The organism is Dictyoglomus sp. DH (assembly GCF_055181375.1).
The window spans coordinates 1,675,264-1,694,476 of sequence record NZ_CM143706.1 but is presented as its reverse complement, the minus strand read 5'-3'; the positions used below and the strand labels follow the sequence as shown (position 1 = coordinate 1,694,476).

At 30.9% G+C, this 19,213-nt stretch carries 18 protein-coding genes; 5 read left to right on the top strand and 13 right to left on the bottom strand.

The window, feature by feature from the left end; translation table 11 throughout:
- Window positions 1-13: 13 nt before the first annotated feature.
- The gene (locus tag ACY3JJ_RS08485; RefSeq protein WP_463091606.1) at window positions 14-688 is read left to right on the top strand and encodes an acyltransferase; all 675 of its coding nucleotides are present in this window, start codon (window positions 14-16) and stop codon (window positions 686-688) included.
- 3 nt (window positions 689-691) lie between these two features.
- Here ACY3JJ_RS08485 and ACY3JJ_RS08480 read toward each other — a convergent pair whose 3' ends face one another.
- From ACY3JJ_RS08480 to nifV, 4 genes are read right to left on the bottom strand one after another with little or no spacing between them, the layout of a single operon-like run.
- Complete coding sequence (locus ACY3JJ_RS08480; protein ID WP_463091605.1) at window positions 692-1,843, bottom strand: iron-containing alcohol dehydrogenase family protein; 1,152 nt, start codon at window positions 1,841-1,843, stop codon at window positions 692-694.
- Window positions 1,844-2,344 (bottom strand): 3-isopropylmalate dehydratase small subunit, encoded by a 501-nt coding sequence (locus ACY3JJ_RS08475; RefSeq protein ID WP_463083421.1) that lies wholly within the window; start codon window positions 2,342-2,344, stop codon window positions 1,844-1,846.
- Window positions 2,345-2,359: 15 nt separating this feature from the next.
- Window positions 2,360-3,616: a 3-isopropylmalate dehydratase large subunit gene (locus tag ACY3JJ_RS08470; protein ID WP_463091604.1), complete on the bottom strand. Its 1,257-nt coding sequence runs from the start codon at window positions 3,614-3,616 to the stop codon at window positions 2,360-2,362.
- Window positions 3,617-3,618: 2 nt separating this feature from the next.
- Window positions 3,619-4,767, bottom strand: a complete 1,149-nt coding sequence (gene nifV / locus ACY3JJ_RS08465) for a homocitrate synthase (protein ID WP_463083423.1) — start codon at window positions 4,765-4,767, stop codon at window positions 3,619-3,621.
- A 207-nt stretch (window positions 4,768-4,974) separates the two neighbouring features.
- Between nifV and ACY3JJ_RS08460 the strand changes: the two genes are divergently transcribed.
- Window positions 4,975-5,328, top strand: a complete 354-nt coding sequence (locus tag ACY3JJ_RS08460) for a hypothetical protein (RefSeq protein WP_463091603.1) — start codon at window positions 4,975-4,977, stop codon at window positions 5,326-5,328.
- A 15-nt stretch (window positions 5,329-5,343) separates the two neighbouring features.
- A complete protein-coding gene (galU, locus tag ACY3JJ_RS08455; protein ID WP_463091602.1) occupies window positions 5,344-6,210 on the top strand; it encodes a UTP--glucose-1-phosphate uridylyltransferase GalU in 867 nt (288 codons plus the stop codon).
- On the opposite strand, the gene ACY3JJ_RS08450 is transcribed toward galU, so the two are convergent.
- The 8 genes from ACY3JJ_RS08450 to ACY3JJ_RS08415 all read right to left on the bottom strand — a co-directional run bounded on the left by ACY3JJ_RS08450 (window position 6,176) and on the right by ACY3JJ_RS08415 (window position 16,457).
- Window positions 6,176-9,085, bottom strand: coding sequence for an AAA family ATPase (locus ACY3JJ_RS08450; protein ID WP_463091601.1), 2,910 nt, complete (start codon window positions 9,083-9,085; stop codon window positions 6,176-6,178). The genes galU and ACY3JJ_RS08450 overlap by 35 nt on opposite strands.
- A complete protein-coding gene (locus ACY3JJ_RS08445; protein WP_463083427.1) occupies window positions 9,082-10,257 on the bottom strand; it encodes a metallophosphoesterase family protein in 1,176 nt (391 codons plus the stop codon). Before ACY3JJ_RS08445 ends, ACY3JJ_RS08450 begins: the two co-directional genes overlap by 4 nt.
- Before the next feature lie 2 nt (window positions 10,258-10,259).
- Window positions 10,260-11,939 carry an ATP-binding protein gene (locus tag ACY3JJ_RS08440; RefSeq protein WP_463091600.1) on the bottom strand — a complete coding sequence of 560 codons (1,680 nt, stop codon included), beginning with the start codon at window positions 11,937-11,939 and terminating at the stop codon, window positions 10,260-10,262.
- Between the two features lie 6 nt (window positions 11,940-11,945).
- Entirely contained in the window at window positions 11,946-13,058 is a 1,113-nt protein-coding gene (locus tag ACY3JJ_RS08435; RefSeq protein WP_463091599.1) for a DNA double-strand break repair nuclease NurA, read from the bottom strand.
- 2 nt (window positions 13,059-13,060) lie between these two features.
- A complete protein-coding gene (locus ACY3JJ_RS08430; RefSeq protein ID WP_463091598.1) occupies window positions 13,061-14,266 on the bottom strand; it encodes a glycosyltransferase family 4 protein in 1,206 nt (401 codons plus the stop codon).
- Window positions 14,263-14,727 (bottom strand): divergent PAP2 family protein, encoded by a 465-nt coding sequence (locus tag ACY3JJ_RS08425; protein ID WP_463091597.1) that lies wholly within the window; start codon window positions 14,725-14,727, stop codon window positions 14,263-14,265. The genes ACY3JJ_RS08430 and ACY3JJ_RS08425 overlap by 4 nt, the downstream gene beginning before the upstream one ends.
- A gap of 2 nt (window positions 14,728-14,729) precedes the next feature.
- Window positions 14,730-15,761, bottom strand: coding sequence for an SIS domain-containing protein (locus tag ACY3JJ_RS08420; RefSeq protein WP_463091596.1), 1,032 nt, complete (start codon window positions 15,759-15,761; stop codon window positions 14,730-14,732).
- Between the two features lie 72 nt (window positions 15,762-15,833).
- Window positions 15,834-16,457, bottom strand: coding sequence for a SagB/ThcOx family dehydrogenase (locus ACY3JJ_RS08415; protein WP_463083433.1), 624 nt, complete (start codon window positions 16,455-16,457; stop codon window positions 15,834-15,836).
- Window positions 16,458-16,538: 81 nt separating this feature from the next.
- Between ACY3JJ_RS08415 and ACY3JJ_RS08410 the strand changes: the two genes are divergently transcribed.
- Together ACY3JJ_RS08410 and ACY3JJ_RS08405 are read left to right on the top strand one after the other, a co-directional pair.
- The gene (locus tag ACY3JJ_RS08410) at window positions 16,539-16,877 is read left to right on the top strand and encodes a NusG domain II-containing protein (protein WP_463091595.1); all 339 of its coding nucleotides are present in this window, start codon (window positions 16,539-16,541) and stop codon (window positions 16,875-16,877) included.
- A gap of 3 nt (window positions 16,878-16,880) precedes the next feature.
- Window positions 16,881-18,422 carry an NAD(P)H-hydrate dehydratase gene (locus ACY3JJ_RS08405; protein WP_463091594.1) on the top strand — a complete coding sequence of 514 codons (1,542 nt, stop codon included), beginning with the start codon at window positions 16,881-16,883 and terminating at the stop codon, window positions 18,420-18,422.
- Here the strand turns inward: ACY3JJ_RS08405 and ACY3JJ_RS08400 are convergent.
- Entirely contained in the window at window positions 18,403-19,116 is a 714-nt protein-coding gene (locus ACY3JJ_RS08400; RefSeq protein ID WP_463091593.1) for an HAD-IIB family hydrolase, read from the bottom strand. The two genes, ACY3JJ_RS08405 and ACY3JJ_RS08400, sit on opposite strands and share 20 nt — an antisense overlap.
- Window positions 19,117-19,213: the final 97 nt, after the last annotated feature.

Sequence of the window (19,213 nt, the reverse complement as noted above, 5' to 3'; positions counted from 1 at the left end):
GGAGGATATGTCTATGTGGGCACCAGAAGATTTTTTTGAAATTGATGGAATAGAAGAAGATCTCTTTAAAAATGTTGAATATGTTTGGGAAGCCTTAAAAAATCTAAAAACTTTTCTTGAAAAGTATATAAAGCCAGATATAGAGGGTATTATTCAGGGAGGAGTTTTCATAGAGGGTCCAGTATATATAGGTGAAGGTACAGTCGTGGAACCATTTGTATATATAAAGGGTCCTGCCTATATAGGAAAAAATTGTGAGATAAGACAAGGTGCATATATACGAGGAAATGTTTATATAGGGGATAATTGTGTGGTGGGGCATTGTACAGAGGTTAAAAATAGCATATTACTAAATGGTGCAAAAGCCCCTCATTTCAATTATGTTGGTGATAGTATTTTAGGTCATAAGGTTAATTTAGGGGCTGGGACAAAAATATCTAATTTAAAGATGGGACCTTCCTCTACAGTAAAAATAAGTGTAAATGGTGAAGTTTATGATACCGGATTAAGGAAATTGGGAGCAATTGTAGGAGATGAGAGTGAGACAGGTTGTAATTCTGTTTTAAATCCTGGCACCATATTAGGTAAAAAAGTACTAGTTTATCCTAATGCTTCTGTAAGAGGGTATTTCCCTTCTAATTCAATAGTAAAATTTAAACCTGATTTAGATATAGTTAGCTTAAAATAGGATTTACCAAGCTTTTTTGAGAATTTCTAAGATTACTTCATAGTTTAGGGCTCGAGGATTCGTTTTGTAAGAGCCTGTCTTTGGAGCTTCTTTAGCAATAATTGATAGCTGTTCCTTTGATATTCCGTAATTTCTGAGCCCTAATTTTATATCTAAAGTTTTTAAAAATTCTTCTATTTTTTTCAAAATTTTCTCCTTTGCAGATCTCAAAGAATAGACCCCTACAGCTCTGCCAAGGGTTGAGATTTTCTCTCTTGGTAAAATATCCAAATTATATTCTAGCATTGGAAGGGTAACGAGAGCACATGCAAGACCATGAGGTATATTAGCATATACTCCTATAGGATGGGCTAGGGCATGAATGCCTCCAAGTCCTGTTTGAGAGAAAGCCACTCCACTAATAGTGCTTGCATAAAGTAATTTTTCCCTTAAGTCTATTCTTTCTAAATTTTCAATTACTCTTGGCAAATATTTATAAACAATTTTAAGAGAATTAATGGAAATGGGATCAGTTAAAATGTTGCTATTTAGTGATAAAAAAGATTCTAATGAATGAATAAAGGCATCTAAGCCACTATAGATAGTATTTTCTCTTGGCATGGATAAAGTAAGTAAAGGATCCACAATAGCAATTTTTCCATATAAACTATCATGCCTTATACTTAGTTTTTCTTTAGTGTCTGGGTTAATAAGTACTGATACCTTAGTTACTTCGCTTGCTGTACCCGCTGTAGTAGGGACTAATATACATGGTATACTTTGTGTAGAGATTTTTTCACTTTTTTCACCTATATAGTCCCATATAGAACCTGGAAGATTTATCTTTAAAGCTATAGCTTTTGCAACATCTAAGACACTTCCACCTCCTATTCCTACAATTAAATCTACTTCTTTCGATTTTGCAATCTCAGCACCATTATCTACTACATAATATGGTGGTTCTGGAGGTACATCATCAAAAACGATTACTTCTACTTGATAATTATTAAAAAGATGGAGTAATTTATCTAAAATTCCTGTAATTTTTAGATGCTTTCTACCAGTTACTAAGAGTATCTTTTTGGCTCCCAAAGCATAGGACTCTTCGGGAATTCTTTCCCAGAGTCCTATGCCGAATTTAATCTTTACAGGTAGATAAAAAGAAAAATTCTGCATTTATATTTTAAAATCTCCCTCTTTTTTAAGGTACTCTACTAATCCTCCTGCTTGTAATATTTTTACCATGATATCTGGAAATGTACTCTTAGATAATATGGTTATGTTTTTAGTCTTATTATAAATTTTTCCCTGAAATAAATCTACCTCTAGTTCATCTCCATTATCTATTTCATCAGTATTAGCTTCTATGAGGGGAAGACCAATATTAATTGAATTCCTGTAAAATATTCTTGCAAAACTTTTGGCAATTACTAAACTTATTCCTGCATATTTTATAACTAAAGGGGCTTGTTCTCTTGAGGAGCCACATCCGAAATTCTTCCCAGCCACTATTATATCCCCTGGGTTTATCTTTTTATAAAATTCTGGATCTAAATCTTCAAAGAGATGTTTTGACATCTCATTAAAGTCTAAGGATTTAAATTTGTATTTTCCAGATATAATATAATCAGTATTTATATCGTCTCCGAATTTATGAGCTTTACCTTTTAATATCATTTTTATTCTTTCCTCCTAATTTAAAAATTCACGAGGATCAGTAATTTCTCCCTTTATTGCTGAGGCAGCTACTGTTAAAGGAGATGCAAGGTAAATTAAGGCTTTATTGTTTCCCATTCTTCCTTTAAAATTTCTATTTGCAGTAGATATAACGTTCTCTCCATCAGCTGGTACTCCTTGATGTGTTCCTACACATGGGCCACAACCAGGATTTGTAACTATAGCTCCTGCATTTAAAAATATTTCAATAAGTCCTTCTTTTAAGGCTTGCATATATATTCTCTTAGATGCTGGGGTGATTATAAGTTTAACATTTTTATCTACCTTTCTCCCCTTTAATATCTGAGCTGCATATCTTAAATCTTCCAATCTACCATTAGTACATGTTCCTATAAAAGCTTCATGAATTTTTATTTTCTCTATTTGAGATATGGGATATACATTGTCCACAGTATGGGGTAAGGCTACTTGTGGCTCTAAATTAGAGATATCAAAATTATAGACAGCCTCATATTCTGCATCTTTGTCTGCTTCAATACCACTAATTATATCCATTCCTATGTTTTTAAAAAATTCCTTTGTTTTTTCATCAAATGGCATAATACCCGCTTTTGCGCCCATTTCTACGACCATATTAGTTATTGTAGCTCTTCCATCTATAGAAAGGTCTCTAATAGTTTCTCCATCAAATTCAATTGCTTTGTATGTTAGTCCATCAGCTTTAAAGTATCCTACTAGGTATAATATGATATCCTTTGAAACAACCCCCTTAGGAAGTTTGCCATTGAGATTGATTTTAACAGTATTTGGAACTTTAAACCACAATTTACCCGTATACATTGCTGCTGCAAGCTCACTGGATCCTACCCCAGTGGAAAAGCAGTTTAGAGCTCCATAAGTGCATGTATGGGAGTCTGCTCCAATTACCAGACTTCCTGGAGTAGCTAAACCTCTTTCCATAAAAACTTGGTGACATACTCCTTCTCCAAATTCCGTAATCTGAGTTCCATATTTTTCTGCAAATTCTCTCATTAACTTATGAAGGTTAGCTACCCCTTCGTTAGGAGGAGGAACAGAGTGGTCCATAACAATAAGTACTTTTTCTGCATTTACAACTCTTGTTCCTCCTAATTCCTCAAAGACTTTTATTGCTAATGGGGATGTGCCATCTTGCCCCATTAAAGCATCTAATTTAGCAATAACAATATCTTCTGCTTTAACATCTTTACCAGCATGCTTAGAAAAAATTTTTTCTGCTATGGTTTTTCCCATCTTTACACTCCTTCTTTTTCTAATTTTTCTTTTAGATAGTCATTATAAAGATACATTAATTCTTTATCAAATAAAGGTCTTTTAAGTTCTACAGCAAGAGCTCTTACCTTTTTAAGTAGTTCTTGGGCATCCTCTTCAGATAAGGTGATTCCATATTCTTGGAATTTTCTTATAAGAGCATGAGTGCCTGAATGTTTACCAATTACTATCTGTCTTTCTCCTCCTACCTCTTCTGGAGAGAACACTTCATATGTTTTAGGATATTTAATTACACCATCTGCATGTATGCCAGATTCATGAGCAAATATGTTTTTACCCACTATAGCTTTATTTACAGGTAATTCTCTTGCAGAAGCTTTTGCTACATACTCACATAATTCTTTTAATTTATAAGTTTTAATTCCCACATCTATGTTATAAATATACTTTAAGGCCATAACCACTTCTTCCAATGCTGCATTTCCAGCCCTTTCACCAAGTCCATTTACAGTCACGCCTACATAGGTTGCCCCAGCTCTTACTCCTGCTAAAGCATTAGCAGTAGCCATACCAAAATCATTATGAGTATGCATTTCAACAGGAATTCCTACCTTTTCTATAATGGTCTTAACAATCTCGTATATTGTGAAAGGTTCCATTATTCCAACGGTATCACAAAATCGCAATCTGTCTGCACCCGCTTCTTTGGCTGCTTTTGCAAACTGGAGTAGAAATTCTAAGTCTGTTCTTGAGGCATCTTCTGCGTTTACCGATATATATACTCCATGTTTCTTGGCAAATTCTGTAGCTTTAACCATATTTTCTAAGACCCATTCTCTTGTCTTTTTAAGTTTATATTTTATATGGATATCGGAAGTAGAAATAGAAATAGCTACCGCATCTACCCCACATCTCAATGATGCCTCAATATCGCTTATAACAGCTCTATTCCATCCCATAATACTGGCTTTAAGGCCAGCCTTTACTATAGCCTTTATTGCTTCCTCCTCATCTCCTCCCATGACAGGGATACCAGCCTCGATCTGATGTACTCCTATTTCGTCAAGCATTCTTGCTATTTGGAGTTTTTCAGCTTTTGAGAATACTACTCCAGCTGTTTGTTCTCCATCTCTCAATGTTGTATCTACTATCTTTATTTCTGTATCCTTCATATTTTATACGCCTCCTTGTTTAAATATTTATCTTTCACTAAAAACTAAAAAAGGTGCTTTGGCCCCTTTCGTCCAAAGCACCTTTGCGATTTTTATCAGCTTTTCCATTTAATTTTAGCACAAAATTGTAATGAAAAAAAGTTGCTTAAATAATCTTTAATGTATAGAATAATTAGAGGTTTGTTAAACTTTTTGGGGAGGAATGATATGTTTAGAAAATTTTCACTTTCTGAAGGGAATTTGGAAGATTATAAAAAAGGTAATTTTATGGTTAGATTTTTAAACTTTTCTCCGACTTTTATAAGTGATACAGAGGTTCATAAAAGAGTCAATGATATGTATATCGTATTTAAAGGGAGAGGGAAAGTATTATTAAGTGATAAATATATTGGGGGTACAGAGATTGAGGAAGGAGAAATAAGAAAATGTGAAATTATAGAACCAGAGGAGATGAATATAAAAGATGGTGATGTCTTAATAATTCCCGCTGGGATTTGTCATCAGCTTAGAGTAGAAAATGAGAGTTTAACTTTAGTTATAGTTAAAATTCCTGAAAATTAGAGGAGGAACTCAAAGATGAGTATTAAGAAAGCTGTTTTTCCCGCTGCTGGTCTTGGTACCAGATTTTTACCTGCTACAAAGGCTCAGCCTAAAGAGATGCTTCCAGTAGTTGATAAACCTATAATACAATATGCTGTAGAAGAGGCTGTAAATTCAGGAATTGAAGAAATCATAATAGTAACTGGTAGGAATAAAAGGGCTATTGAGGATCATTTTGATATATCTTTTGAGTTGGAATATTTTCTTCAAAAGAAAGGTGATTTAGATCTTTTAAGACAAGTTAGGGAAATATCAGAGCTTGGTACAGTTTATTATATAAGACAGAAGGAACCTTTGGGTCTTGGTCATGCTGTGCTTGTAACAAAGGCATTAGTGAAAGATGAACCTTTTTCTGTTATTTTAAGTGATGATTTAATAGTCAGTGATATTCCATGTATAAAGCAAATGATAGAGATTTACGAAAGATATAAGTGTTCTGTTGTTGCAGTAGAAAGGGTGCCAAGGGATGAGGTTAAAAACTATGGTATTATTTCTGGAAGAGAGATTGAAGAAGGGATTTATCAAGTAACAGATCTGGTAGAGAAGCCCTCCGTAGAAGAAGCTCCTTCTAATTTAGCTATTGTTGGGAGATATATATTAACTCCTGAAATTTTTACTATGCTTGAGAAAGTAAAACCGGGAAGAGGTGGAGAGATACAACTTACTGATGGACTTAAATTATTATTAGAGAAGGAAGCTATATATGCTTATGAATTTAAAGGAAAGAGATATGATACAGGAAGCAAACTTGGTTTTTTAATGGCTTCAGTAGAACTTGCTCTTCAGAGAGAAGATTTAGGAGAACAATTTAAGAATTATCTTCGTAATCTAAAGATTGAGTAGTGTTTTCCTGTACTTTTGTTATTTTACCATTTTCTACATAGTAGATCTCATCAAAAATAGATTCATCGATAGGAACATGTGTTATAAGAAAGATTTGATCAAAATGCTCTGCTACCTCTCCTTCAGTGAGAAGGTATAATAAGCCTTTTGCTCTGTCCTCATCAAAAGATCCAAGAGGTTCATCTAAGAATATAAATTTGGGCTGTATACCCTTGTCTTGAGGTAACGTGGCCATAGCAAAAGCAAGTCTTAAAGCTAAGGAAAGTTGATCTTGTGTTCCTCCGCTAAAAATGTTTTTTTCTAAGGGTTCCTTTTTGAAACTTGTGTAAACTTTTAATTTGTAATCGTCCCCAATCTCTACATAATGATATCTATCTGAGGTTAAAATGGGTAATATTTTTTGCATGAAGGATTCTGTTCTTGGTCTAATTGCTTTTAATATAGTTTCTCTTGTTGTATCTACAATCTTCATTGCATAGTTCATTTTAATAATTTCTTTTTCTAATTTGATATATTCTTGATTTATCCTCTCTGGGTCTAAATCTTCTCTTTTATTTCCTGTTTTTTGCTCATATTCTTTTAGTATTCCTTCCTTTTCACCTTTTTGTTGAAGGAGTTCCTTTTCTTTTATTGTTAATTCCTCTCTTAAATTTTCATCAAATACTTCATTTATATAGTTTCTCCAATCCTCTACAAATCTTTTAGAAAATTCAGTTATAAGATCCTGATAATTTTTCTCTATAGAGTTTTTTTCGCCCTTTTTCTTGTTTAGTTCTTGAGTAATTTTTTCATATTCTTCTTTTACCCTATCATTTTCCAACTGCCTTATTAATTCTTCTATTTCTGACAAATACTTATCATCACTTCTTCTTAATTCGTTTATCTTTTCTTCTAAATTTGTCTGTTCTTTTGATATTTCATTTTCAATATTTTTGTGGTCTCTTTTTTTCCTTGCTAATTCCTCTTTTAATCTCTTTATATTTTCAATCTCGTTTTCTATAGATCCTTTTTGAGAAATGAGATAAGATAGTTCCTTTTCAGGCATAGTATCCTTTTCTCTTAAGGAGATTAATTCTTCTTCCTTCTTTTTAAGGGTGTCTGATAACTTTTTTAATTTCTCTTCTATTTTGTCCAGGTTACTTTCTTTTAATTTTTCTTGGAACTCTAAGGATAATTTATGGATTTCATTTTTATAAGAATCAATATTTTTTAGTTCACTTTCTATGTAAGCTTTCTTTTGTACAATTTCTGTAATTAAATTATTAGTTTGATTAAGTTTCATTTTTAGTTTTTCTTCTAATCTTTCTATTTGTTCCTTTTTATATGTTTTTTTCTCTAGAACTTTATTTAATATTAAGGCTAATTCTTCTTGATTTTTTTCTTTGAGTTCAAGAGGAATGTTTTTCTCAATATATTCTTGAAGATTTTTTTCTTTGGTAAACTCTTTATTGATCTTTGCATAATTCTGATAAAAGTAGATGGATAAAATGGTTAATATTCCTGTGGTGATGAAAAACATTTTTGATAAGAGGATAGCTAATGTTAAAGATATTAGTGTAATGAATGATGAGGTAACAAAGTATTTTTTAGTTTTTCGTACTTTATAAATTAATTCATAAACCTTATTTTTTTGTTGATGATATTCTAAAGCCCTTTTATATGTATCTTCTAATTGAGGTATTTCTTGTATTTTTCCTAATATATCTCTTAGTTTCTTAATTCTTAATTCTAACAGATTTTTCTTAAGAAGTGAGTTTATCTCTTCCTTTTGGAGCTTATCTTTCTCCTCCTGTAATTCTTTTTCTTTTGATGTTTTGTTTTCTAATTCCTTATATTTTGTGAATTTTTCTTGAAGGTTTGATATTAAATTATTTCCATCGCTTAATACTTTTTCTAATTTTTCAATTTCCTGCTTTATCTTAATAACATTATTAAGCCTTTCAAGTTGAGTTGAAAGTTCCTTTTCTTTAGTTATTCTTTCTTCTAAATTAGTTATTTCTTTTTGAAGCTTTTCTTTCTGATTTTCTAATATCTGAAGTTTTTCTTTAATGCTTGTTATTTCTTCTATTTTTCTTTTTTCTTCTCTTAAGAATTCTAAGGTTTCTACTTTATTTTTTAGGTTTTCAAGATTTTGTTCCAAGCCTCTAATTTCTTCTTTAAGATTATTTAAAGTTAATTCCAAATTGTATATATTTTTAGATTTTTCGATTTTTTCAATCCTTTCTATTTCTCTATGGATTTTATCTAATTCCTCTTCAATTTCTGGTAAAACTCTTTTAGCCTCAGCTGCTTTCTTCAAAAGTTCATATTGGGGTTTTTGTTTCTCAAGTTCATTTTTGATCTGTTTTGCCTTCTCAGAAATATTCAAAAGATAATCCAAGTTAAATAATTTGGATATTATTTCTCTTCTGTCTCCAGCCTTTAAAGTTTCTAAGGCATCTAATTTTTTTTGTGCTACAAGACATGTGTTTAATAATATATCTCCATCAAGACCTATCTCTTTAACTATTCTACTGTTTACAATTCTTGGTCCTTTTACTATTTCTTGTTTTGTAGTTTGCTCATTTATATTTTTTATAACCAAAGAGGCGTCTTGGTTTTTATTAAGAGGAAGGACTCTTCTTATGGTTATTAATTTATCATTAGTTTTTACAGTAAGCTCTACTGTTGTTTCGTTAGTTCCAAATCTTATAAGATCACTATTATTGTGCTCGAGTCCTTCCCCAAAAAGTGCAAAATAAATTGCCTCAAATATACTACTTTTTCCTGCCTCATTCCTCCCTTTTATAAGTATTCTTCCCTGATCTGGAAAATTTAGAGATGCTATTTCATATTGTTTAAAATTTCTAAGTTTTAAGCTCACAAGTTTTATCATAAGAACTCTCCTCTAATTTTTAACTCTTCTCTTATCCATTTAACTGCTTCTATTATAGCTTCTTGATCTTCTTTGTTTTCTTCCAAGTATTTTTCTGTTATTTTAGACAGATTCTTTTCAAAACTGAAATCTTCTGATGGTATTATTGATATCTCTTTCCCTTTTATTCTCAAATTTTGTGTATCTAAGTCAAATAAGAAATTAGCTTTAAGTCCTTCGTCTAGTATCTTGCTAAAATTTATGGAACTATATATAGATATAGGAATTTCTCCTACAATTTTGCATTTTAACATAAGATCTTTTTGAGATTCTCTTAATATTTTTTCAATAATAGCATTGGTATAATCTTTTTCTGTAATTTCTGAAAGTTTTATTTCCATGATTTTCATAGGTTGTGGTTCTATTTTTTCGTGAATTATGTCAATCTTTTTTCCTTCTATTTTTAATAGGTAAAAACCTGGAGTAAGATCTATCTCCCCAAAATCAAATCTTTCAGTACTTCCTGGTATTATTAGTATTTTATCTCCAAATTTATAAATATTCTTCTCATGGAGGTGTCCCAATATATAAATATTAAAGGGGAGGCTATATAAAGTATGTAGTGATACTTGAGGCTCAGAAGATTTTGGATGAGCATATTTTTCAAAGGAGTAATGGAGAATTAGGATTTTCCATATATTATTATCTTGAGGTATAGAATCTGATAATTTTATATTTTCTAAGGGATCAATTCTTCCCTTTTTTCTTGGATCATGGGATAAACCAGATATAATTAATTTCTGATCCTTCTCAAATATATCTACGTTAATATTAGATTGAGATAAAAAAGATTTTATTAAACCTACTTCTTCATAAATTTTCATGGGAAAGGCATCACTATCTATCATATTTGGAGCATCGTGGTTTCCACCAATAGTATAAATTTGAATATAGTTTCTTTTTAATCTTGAAAACTCTCGAGCAACAAAGGCCAAATCTTGATTCCTGGGATTTGTAGAATCAAATAAATCTCCAGCTTGTATAAATATATCTACCTTTTCTTCAATGGCATAATCTACTGTTTTTTTAAATGCTTCTCTTATCTTTCTTCTTCTTTCGTTTAGTCTTTCTGGTACTAACTTTTTGTAGTATTTACCTAAATGGTTATCAGCAGTTATAAGAATTTTTATCATGTTTAGATTTCACTCCCAATATCAGGGAGATCGGTTATAATATCTTCGAATATATCTCTATTTTGAGCATCTTTTAGAGCTTTTTCAAATTCTTCATCTATGTCTATATCAAAACCTCCTTCTGCAGTTTCTCTTTCCCCAATCTTTACCATTACAGGAATACGGGTTAATCTTCCTAAGATAATAGCTTCTCCAATGTTTAATCCAGGAAGATCATTAAATAAGTTTTCTGAAAGAGCTTCTGATGCTTCTTTTACTGCGTTTTGATCTGTAGGATTGGTTAATCTCATTATTATCTGGCTTCCACATTGGGATAAAGTATTACTGCTTATTTTATAGGGCCTTTGTGTGACCACAATAAGAAATACTTTAAATTTTCGTCCTTCCGCTGCAATTGAATTTATTATCTTAGCACTTCTTAATTTCTCTGCTTTCTCTTTTGGCACTAAATTATGGGCTTCTTCTAATACAATAAATAAGGGATATGTAAGTCCTTCTGATTTTGCTTTAGTCCATATATCATTTAACAATTTACTTACTACTAAATCTTGTAGGTTCTTCTCTATACCTGCCAAATCTATGACAGATATCTGAGCAGGTTTTAGAATTTCCTCAATCTTTATATCTTTAAATCCCCATATTGGATAATCTTTTATCCATTTTACATATTTTAATGCTTTTCTTGCTCCAATCATTGTTTCTTCAGAGTATTTTTTATTCTTTTTCTCTATTTTTTTTACATATTTTTTTTCATAGTCGTCAAAATCTAATATTTCTTCTTTTTCCTCTTCCTCGTCTATACCTGCCATAGATTGTAATTTTTCATAAAGTTCATTTGGGGTAAAATCAACACCTTCTTTTCTAAGTTCCTCAATAGCTGTTTCAACTGCATCTCTTATGTTACTATATTCTGAGATTCCTAATATTTCTGCTATTTGTTCGTTTTCTAACTCACTAAATCTGATTGAATAGGGTATTACACCCCCAATGATATCATCCGTAAATCTCCCTTTTACTTGAGGTATTCTATAAATGTTAACTTGTTGGGCAATAGATGAAAATTCTTTTAAATTATTTCTTTTCCTTCTTAGTAAGACATAGTCACTATTGGGATCAAATACTAAAATAGTAGCACCAAGTTTTACAAGTTTCTCTAAAAGTAATCCTGTAAGATAAGATTTACCTGCTCCTGTTTGAGCAATTATGGCCAGATGCCTCCTAAGTCCATTGGGATCAAGAGTTACTTTGACATTAGGCCTATAAAGTAAGGTTCCAATTTCTATAGCGGTGGCCTTTTTATGAGTGAAGAATCTTCTAAGAAGATCATCAGGAGCTAAAAAAACCGGAGAACCTGGTAAAGAAACTGATCTTGGAAGCTGAATGTTATCATCCATATCTAAATAGCCTAAAACTCTGGCTGTAGCAATGAGCTTTAGTGGTATTTTGTAATTTAATTCTAAAAGTCTTGTGGTTGCATCGTATTCCTGATCTTCTGTTAATATATCTGAAAAAGCCTTTAGACTTTCTACTTGAGCTAATACGTCTACCTCTTCATCCGATGCAGCAGTTCCTTTAATTATGATATATTCCAATCTTTTAGGGGCTAATTCTTCATTAGTTATAAATTGAAAACTATCACAAAAACTTTCACCCACCAAATATCCTACACATTTTAAGTCCATGATTATTTAGAAAAACCTCCTTTGAGATCTATCTAATTCTAAGATATCAGGAAATTCTTTTTTAAGAATCATTATATACCTTTCTAAATCGGGGGTTTTTTTAATTCTGACAATGTTATCTACTAAATACAAAGGAGTTTGATATATTTGAGAGTTTATACAATTTTCTCTGAGAATAGCAAGGATATTATCTATATTTACATCTTTTTCCCAATGAAAGTTTACTTCTAAAAGTGTGGTTGAATCCCCTATTAAGTAGTTTGGTATATCAATTCTTAAAATTTGGTCTCTTGGAATGAGTCTTACATAGAAAGTGATAAAAGCTGGTATATCTTTTAGCAAATTTTGAAGATTAGGATCTTTCTCTATGAGCTCTATTTGATTATGACCAAGTCCCATTTCTGCTCCTATTAGTAGGGGAGTACTATATCCTGGCTCCCAGGAAAGGATATTTAAAAATTCTGCGTCAATAGGAGTGTAGGGAAGTTCTTCTTTTAATTCAGGATGGTCTATTGATAAAATTTGGAAGAAAAAGGTGTTTCTACTTGATTTTGATATAGATATTAATTCTATATTTTTATTTTTGGATTTTAGAATGAGTTCTATGGTGGTATTTAAAGCATTAAGAGCCAAGTCTTTGTAAGGCTCTTCCTCTATAAGATTTATATATCTTAATAGATATGAAAGTCGTGAGATGATAGAGCCATCAATAAATAAGATGAAGGGGGGTTTAATTTCTTCTATAATTTTAAGGGCAAGTTCAGTTTCTATTTTTTGCATTATTAAATCCCGTATCCATGCCAATTGATTTTCAGAAATTGATGCGGGTATTGGATCTAATGAGATGGTAGCTTTCTCATAACCTTCAGTACCTATAGCTAAACCTTGAGTTAAAAGAAGATACGGACCAAGAGAAAAGGATAGGGTTCTTTGTGAGGCATCAATAGCAAAGATTTTATGACCATTACTTTGTAAATTTTCTGGTATTTTATGCCATAGAGTTTCTACAAAGTTTACAAAAAAAGACCTATCTTTTATATCTTTTTTGAAAAAAAGATTATTTATTTTTTCTTTTTTTCTGTTTAACTCTTCTATAAAAAGAGAAATAAATTCAGGCATTTTTAAATATTATATTCTTTGATAAGGTTGTTATACAAGTCAAGGAGTTTTTTATTAATCTTTTGAACGCTGAAATTTTGGGCACTACTTATGGCATTTTCTGATAATTTTTTATATAAGTTATAGTTTTCTAATAATTCTATAACTTTATTTGAAAATAAGATAATACTTTCCTCTATTTTAGAAGTTTTGAAGGGTATTAGAAAACCATTTGTTTCATCTTTTACAAAATCTGCAATAGCCTCATCTTCTAAAGCAATTACAGGAAGCCCAGCTGTAAGAGCTTCTAACACTACTAAACCTTGGGTCTCGGACAAAGACGAGAAGACAAATATATCTGAAGAATAGTAGGCCTCTATTACTTTATCGTAATCAAGATAGCCAGTAAATATTACCCTATCTTCGATATTAAGGTTTTTAGCTTCTTCTTTTAGATTATTTATTACTCTCTTGTCAGGGTTATCTCCTACAATGAGAAGGTAGATTTTGGGATAATTTTTTAATTTACTCATAACTTTCAATAAAAATTCTATGTTCTTCTCTTTTCCTAATCTTCCTACAAATAGTAAAATAGATGCATCAGTAGGAAGATGTAATCTTTCTCTTGCTACTTTTTTATCAATAAGATGAAAATTCCTCAAATCTAAACCATTAGGAATTATTTCTATGGGTTTCTTAACTCCAAAATCAATAAGTAGTTTTTTAATCTTTGTGGAAGGAGAAATTACAGTATCACAGAGGTTGCAATAAGATCTACTAATCCATATTGCTATATCTTTTGCTCTTTTCTCAGTTATTATATGTTTTTTGACCATATCTGGGAAATGATCCCATATGTAGTAGGCGTATTCAGTAAGCAAGGTGTGATAGGTATGTATAAGAGGAATCTTTCTTTTTTTAGCTTCATAAGCCCCAAAAATTCCTAATGAAAAAGGAGTATGGGTATGAATTACATCTAATTTAAGATTGTTAAGATATAGATCATGATTTATAGAAAAAGGAGTTGCAATTCTATGTTCTTTTTGAAATGGAAAAGTAATAGAAAAAAGCTGATAGACATGTTTTTCTGGTAAGATTTTAGGTATATAAGGAATAAATAGATATACTTCATGACCTTCTTCTTCTAAGGTTTTCTTCTGAAAAAATAGGGCAGTAGCTACACCATTCTTTTGAGGTTTATAGGTATCACTAAAAAATCCTATTTTCATCTATGAAATATCCCGTAATATAGAAGATGTCCTAAGATTAAACCGATTATTCCTCCAACTATAGCTTCTATAGGGGTATGTCCAATAGATTCTTTTAGATTTATCTCTTTTAATTTTGGATCTTTTAACTCCCTTTGAATTATCTTATTTATTACTTTTGCTTGCTCTTCTGTAGCAAGTCTTACTCCAATTGCATCTGCAATTACTATTCCGGCTAAGAACATAGATAAAATGAAAATTGTAGAATTAAAACCTTCTTTTATACCTATTATTAATGATAAAGATACAACAAGGGCTGAGTGAGAACTTGGCATTCCTCCCCACTCAAAGAAGGCTATCCATAAAAACTTTTTTTCTTGAATAATTTTTATAATACCCTTCAGCCCTTGAGTAATTATTACTACGAGGAAAGGAATAATGAAAATTGGATTGTTAATTAGATCAATAACTATTTTTATCATATCTACCGTGTTATGGTCACCTTTCTTATATTTCTTGGATTATCCGGATCTCTACCTTTTAATTCAGCTAAATAATAAGCAAAGAATTGAGCTGGATATATTAACAATATAGGAGACACATCTTCAGGAATATCACAGTCAATAAAGAAGCCTTGGTAATCTTTATGAAGATTAGGTTCGTTACTGAATAAATATATGTCGGTACCCTTTTCTTTTAATATAGATAGTATTTCTAAGGAATGGTTTAAGCTCTCCCCTTTTGGGACAAAGAAGAATACAGGAAAACCTTCAGTAGCAAGAGCTAAGGGACCGTGCATAAAATCAGCGGAAGAATATGGTTGGGCAATAATATAGGAAGTTTCCTTAAATTTTAATGCTGTTTCTAATGCTGTGGAAAGGTTAAAACCTCTTCCTAACACAGCACAATGTTCCATATATTTAAAAGGTTTTACCTCTTCTTTTATTTTCTCTTCCATACCCAAAATTGTATCCATAGCCATTAATATTTTATCAAATTCATCCATATAAATTCTACCCTTTATAGAATTTATAAGAAAATACAGAGAAACGAGTTGAGATAGATATGTTTTTGTGGCTGCCACACTTTTTTCTTGTCCAGCATTAGTAAATATATTGATTTTGGCAAGTCTTGCTAATTTGCCTTCTGGATTATTTGTTATTCCAATAGTTAATGTACCTTGTTCATTTGCAGTTCTTATTACTTCACATATATCATCACTTTCTCCCGATTGAGATATGGCTATAACTAAGGAATTTTTTAGGTTTGGTGGTCTTTTGTAGATGGTGAAGAGGGAAGGAGCACATAATGAAACAGGTATTCCTAAATTAGACTCTGTATAATATTTTCCCCATATAGCAGCGTTATCAGACGAACCTCTTGCTACGAAGACTACATGATTAAAGTTATATTTCTTAAGTTCGTCGGATATATTTTTGAATTCTTCTACCCTTTCCCTGTATCCCTTAATAATTTGATAACTTTCTCTAATCTCTTTAATCATAAATTTATCCATTATTATTCACCCTCCTAATACTCTTTTTGGATAAGTCTAACACATCTTAGCTTATTTTATCAACTATGTTTACTAAATCTTTCCAATGGGCAATAAATATAGAGGAAACTCATTTTTAGGAAGATGTATTATTCTTTTTACATCTTCATCATTAAAGGCTCCTACTGCTACAGTTCCCAAGTTCAGAGATACACATTGTAAATAAATATTTTGGGCACAATGTCCTGCTTCCATAAATACATATCTTATTCCTCTTTCCCCATATCTTGCAGTGGTTTTATAGTAATTAGCTGATATTATGATAATAACTGGGGCTCTCCTAATCCATTCTTGTCTTAAACATGCGATAAAAAGATCTTCTCTCTTATCACCTTTTAAATGGAGATTTAATTCATGGCTCTCAGGAATATACTTGTAAATTCCTATATCTAAATCATGAACTTTATAAGCAAAGACATATATTTCTAATGGAAAAGTAGCACCTGCAGAAGGACATGTCCTAAATTTGTAATTCTTTTCTGTTATTCCTTGGGCAGACCATAATATTTGAGATAAATCTTGTAAATTAATGGGGTTCTCTTTATATGTTCTTACCGACCTTCTTAAAAGTAATGCTTCTTCTATGGATAAATGACCTTTACAAATAGGTGTTGGTAGCTTGATATTTTTATTCTGAAAATTATTTAGCTTTACCATGATTATAAATTATATCAAAGAAATAAAATTTCTGAAGTACTCTTTGTGATATGATGATATGGTATAATTTTTATGATGAATATGAAAAAAACAAATTTATTAGTTTTTATTCTTTTAATTTCTTCTATTATAAGTATTATATATTTATTTCTACCGAAAGGCGAAACCAAATTTTTAGTTATACAAGTAGAAAATAGAGAAGTATTAAGAATGCCCCTAACAAAACTTAAAAGTGGTGATAAATATAAAGTAAAAGGCCCCTTAGGAGATAGTATTTTTGAATATATAGAAGGAAAAGGAGTACATATGATCTCATCCCCTTGCCCTGATAAAATATGCATAAAACAAGGATTTATAAATAAAACGGGAGAAAGCATTGTTTGCTTACCTAATAGAGTTTTAATAACTCTTGAGAGGTAGAATATGAAAATTGTAAATTCTGAAGATATAAGAAATTTGGAGAAAATTTTAGAAGGGCAATATAAGATTCCAACTCTTATGTTGATGGAGAATGCCTCGATCTTTCTTTTTAATTTCTTAAAAGATAATATCCCAGATTTAAAAAGCAAGAATGTGGCTATTCTTTGTGGTCCTGGGAATAATGGGGGAGATGGTGTTGCTTTAGTTAGGCACCTTCTAAATTATGGTGTGAAAAATGTATACGTGTTTTCTTATTTTTGGGATAAAAAAATATCAGATCTTTTAAAAATTCAACTGAGCCTTATAAATGATGTTCTTATATTAGATTTAAAGTCTAATTATAAAGATCTAAGCTTGTTTGATATTATTGTAGATGGAATATTTGGAATTGGGTTAAAAAGAGATATTGAAGATAATCTTAAAAATATTTTCGAATATATAAATGAATTAAAAAAATTTGTAATTTCTATAGATGTCCCTTCTGGAATTGACTCTGATACTGGTGAAATTAGGGGTTCTGCTATAAAGTCCTCATATACTTTAACTATGTTTTATCCTAAAAAGGGATTTTTTGAATATCCTGCTATAGAGTATATTGGAAATTTAGTAGTAGGTAGACTTAACTTTGGGGATATGTTTTTGGATTCTATAGTAAAAAGTAATATGGAGCTTGTGGATGAAAATATGGTACAAAAGTTAATTCCTGTTCATACTAAGATGGTTTATAAAGGAAAAAAAGGAAAAGTATTAATTATTGGGGGATCTTTGAAATATACAGGAGCACCGATTCTTTCTGCTTTATCCGCTTTAAGAAGTGGGGCAGGTATGGTCTATCTTTCTGTACCAGAAAGTATTCATATGATTTACAGGGCTTTATATCCCGAAATAATATATATTCCTCTTAAAGAAATTGATGGTTATATTTCTTCGGAAAATTTAGATTATATTATTGAGTTTATAAATAGCTATGAAATTGATGCTATAGGTTTAGGACCTGGTATAGGATTATATTCAGACACTAGTCTTTTTGTCAAAGGACTTATTACGAAAGTAGATATTCCTATAGTGGTAGATGCTGATGCTTTAGTATATATCAAGGATATTTTGGAAGAGATAAAAGGAAAAAAGATAATTATTACACCTCATTATGGAGAGATGTCGAAAATTTTAAATCTTCCCGTTGGTTATATACAGAAAAATAGATTCTTGATTGGTGAAGACTTTGTAAGAAAATACAAAATAAACTTAATACTTAAAGGTCCTTATTCTTTAACTTTTACCAAAGAAGGACAAATTTATGTAAATCCTTTTGCAGATTCTTTACTTGCTACTGCAGGATCTGGTGATGTTCTTACTGGTATTTTAGCAAGTCTTTTAGCCCAAGGCCTTAGTGAGAATAATGCATGTATTTTAGGGAACTATATTCATGGATTTTCTGTTAATTTTTGGAAGAGAAATAGAGGAAATTACGGTATGATTTCGTCGGATATTATAGATCTTCTTCCAGATATTTTTATGGAAATCTTTAAAGGAAAAAGTATTTAAAAATCTCTATTAGACCTAAAATATCTTCTTCTTTTGCAACATAATTTGCTATTTCTTTTAATTGTGGATGTCCATTATATGGTGTTGCTTTATATTTTAATTTACTTAAAAAGGGGAGATCTCCTAAACTATCTCCTATACCTAATACCTCATCATAGTCTAATCCTTTTATTTCCAAAAGGAGATCCATTCCTGCTCCTTTATCTATTCCTTTAGGAGTAATATCTACTGCAACAGAGGAATAAACTAATTGAAAGTTTGGAAAATTTGTTTCGATTAATTCTTGAGACATTTTTGCTAATTCTGGTACAGGAATATCTTTTTCTGGAAATATGGATACACAAACTTCTTTACCTGGCTCTATATGTCCATAGCCTTTTAATTTCTCTTTTAAAAATTTTTTGAGTTCTTCTCTCTGCCTTAAAAATTCTTCTTTTATTTTGGGATGCAAAATTATATCATCTTTATCAATTAGATATATAATGCATCCATTTTCTCCTATAGAATCCTCAAATTGGCCTATTGCTTGAAGCATTGCTTCTATATATGGTTTTGATCTTCCTGTGTTTAAAGATATAGGAGGAAGAAGTTTAAGATGGTCTCTAATCCATTTTAGCCCATCTAAGTCTAAGGGATATCCTTTATCTTTGGTTATACATCCTTCTATATCTGTTAATATCAATTTTATATCCATGGTATGAAAGTTTATCGAAAATTATGATTCTTGTCAAACTTTATAAAATATTGTAGAATGCCATTGAAAACACTAATATTCAAGTCTTTAAACTAAG

What these genes read in the sequence shown, in the direction of transcription:
- ACY3JJ_RS08405 (WP_463091594.1), top strand. Translation starts at nt 16,881, where the DNA reads ATGAAAATTGTAAATTCTGAAGATATAAGAAATTTGGAGAAAATTTTA.
- ACY3JJ_RS08450 (WP_463091601.1), bottom strand. Translation starts at nt 9,085, where the DNA reads ATGATAAAACTTGTGAGCTTAAAACTTAGAAATTTTAAACAATATGAA.
- ACY3JJ_RS08400 (WP_463091593.1), bottom strand. Translation starts at nt 19,116, where the DNA reads ATGGATATAAAATTGATATTAACAGATATAGAAGGATGTATAACCAAA.
- ACY3JJ_RS08440 (WP_463091600.1), bottom strand. Translation starts at nt 11,939, where the DNA reads ATGGACTTAAAATGTGTAGGATATTTGGTGGGTGAAAGTTTTTGTGAT.
- ACY3JJ_RS08420 (WP_463091596.1), bottom strand. Translation starts at nt 15,761, where the DNA reads ATGGATAAATTTATGATTAAAGAGATTAGAGAAAGTTATCAAATTATT.
- ACY3JJ_RS08430 (WP_463091598.1), bottom strand. Translation starts at nt 14,266, where the DNA reads ATGAAAATAGGATTTTTTAGTGATACCTATAAACCTCAAAAGAATGGT.
- ACY3JJ_RS08435 (WP_463091599.1), bottom strand. Translation starts at nt 13,058, where the DNA reads ATGCCTGAATTTATTTCTCTTTTTATAGAAGAGTTAAACAGAAAAAAA.
- ACY3JJ_RS08475 (WP_463083421.1), bottom strand. Translation starts at nt 2,344, where the DNA reads ATGATATTAAAAGGTAAAGCTCATAAATTCGGAGACGATATAAATACT.
- ACY3JJ_RS08470 (WP_463091604.1), bottom strand. Translation starts at nt 3,616, where the DNA reads ATGGGAAAAACCATAGCAGAAAAAATTTTTTCTAAGCATGCTGGTAAA.
- ACY3JJ_RS08480 (WP_463091605.1), bottom strand. Translation starts at nt 1,843, where the DNA reads ATGCAGAATTTTTCTTTTTATCTACCTGTAAAGATTAAATTCGGCATA.
- nifV (WP_463083423.1), bottom strand. Translation starts at nt 4,767, where the DNA reads ATGAAGGATACAGAAATAAAGATAGTAGATACAACATTGAGAGATGGA.
- ACY3JJ_RS08460 (WP_463091603.1), top strand. Translation starts at nt 4,975, where the DNA reads ATGTTTAGAAAATTTTCACTTTCTGAAGGGAATTTGGAAGATTATAAA.
- ACY3JJ_RS08445 (WP_463083427.1), bottom strand. Translation starts at nt 10,257, where the DNA reads ATGATAAAAATTCTTATAACTGCTGATAACCATTTAGGTAAATACTAC.
- galU (WP_463091602.1), top strand. Translation starts at nt 5,344, where the DNA reads ATGAGTATTAAGAAAGCTGTTTTTCCCGCTGCTGGTCTTGGTACCAGA.
- ACY3JJ_RS08425 (WP_463091597.1), bottom strand. Translation starts at nt 14,727, where the DNA reads ATGATAAAAATAGTTATTGATCTAATTAACAATCCAATTTTCATTATT.
- ACY3JJ_RS08485 (WP_463091606.1), top strand. Translation starts at nt 14, where the DNA reads ATGTGGGCACCAGAAGATTTTTTTGAAATTGATGGAATAGAAGAAGAT.
- ACY3JJ_RS08410 (WP_463091595.1), top strand. Translation starts at nt 16,539, where the DNA reads ATGAAAAAAACAAATTTATTAGTTTTTATTCTTTTAATTTCTTCTATT.
- ACY3JJ_RS08415 (WP_463083433.1), bottom strand. Translation starts at nt 16,457, where the DNA reads ATGGTAAAGCTAAATAATTTTCAGAATAAAAATATCAAGCTACCAACA.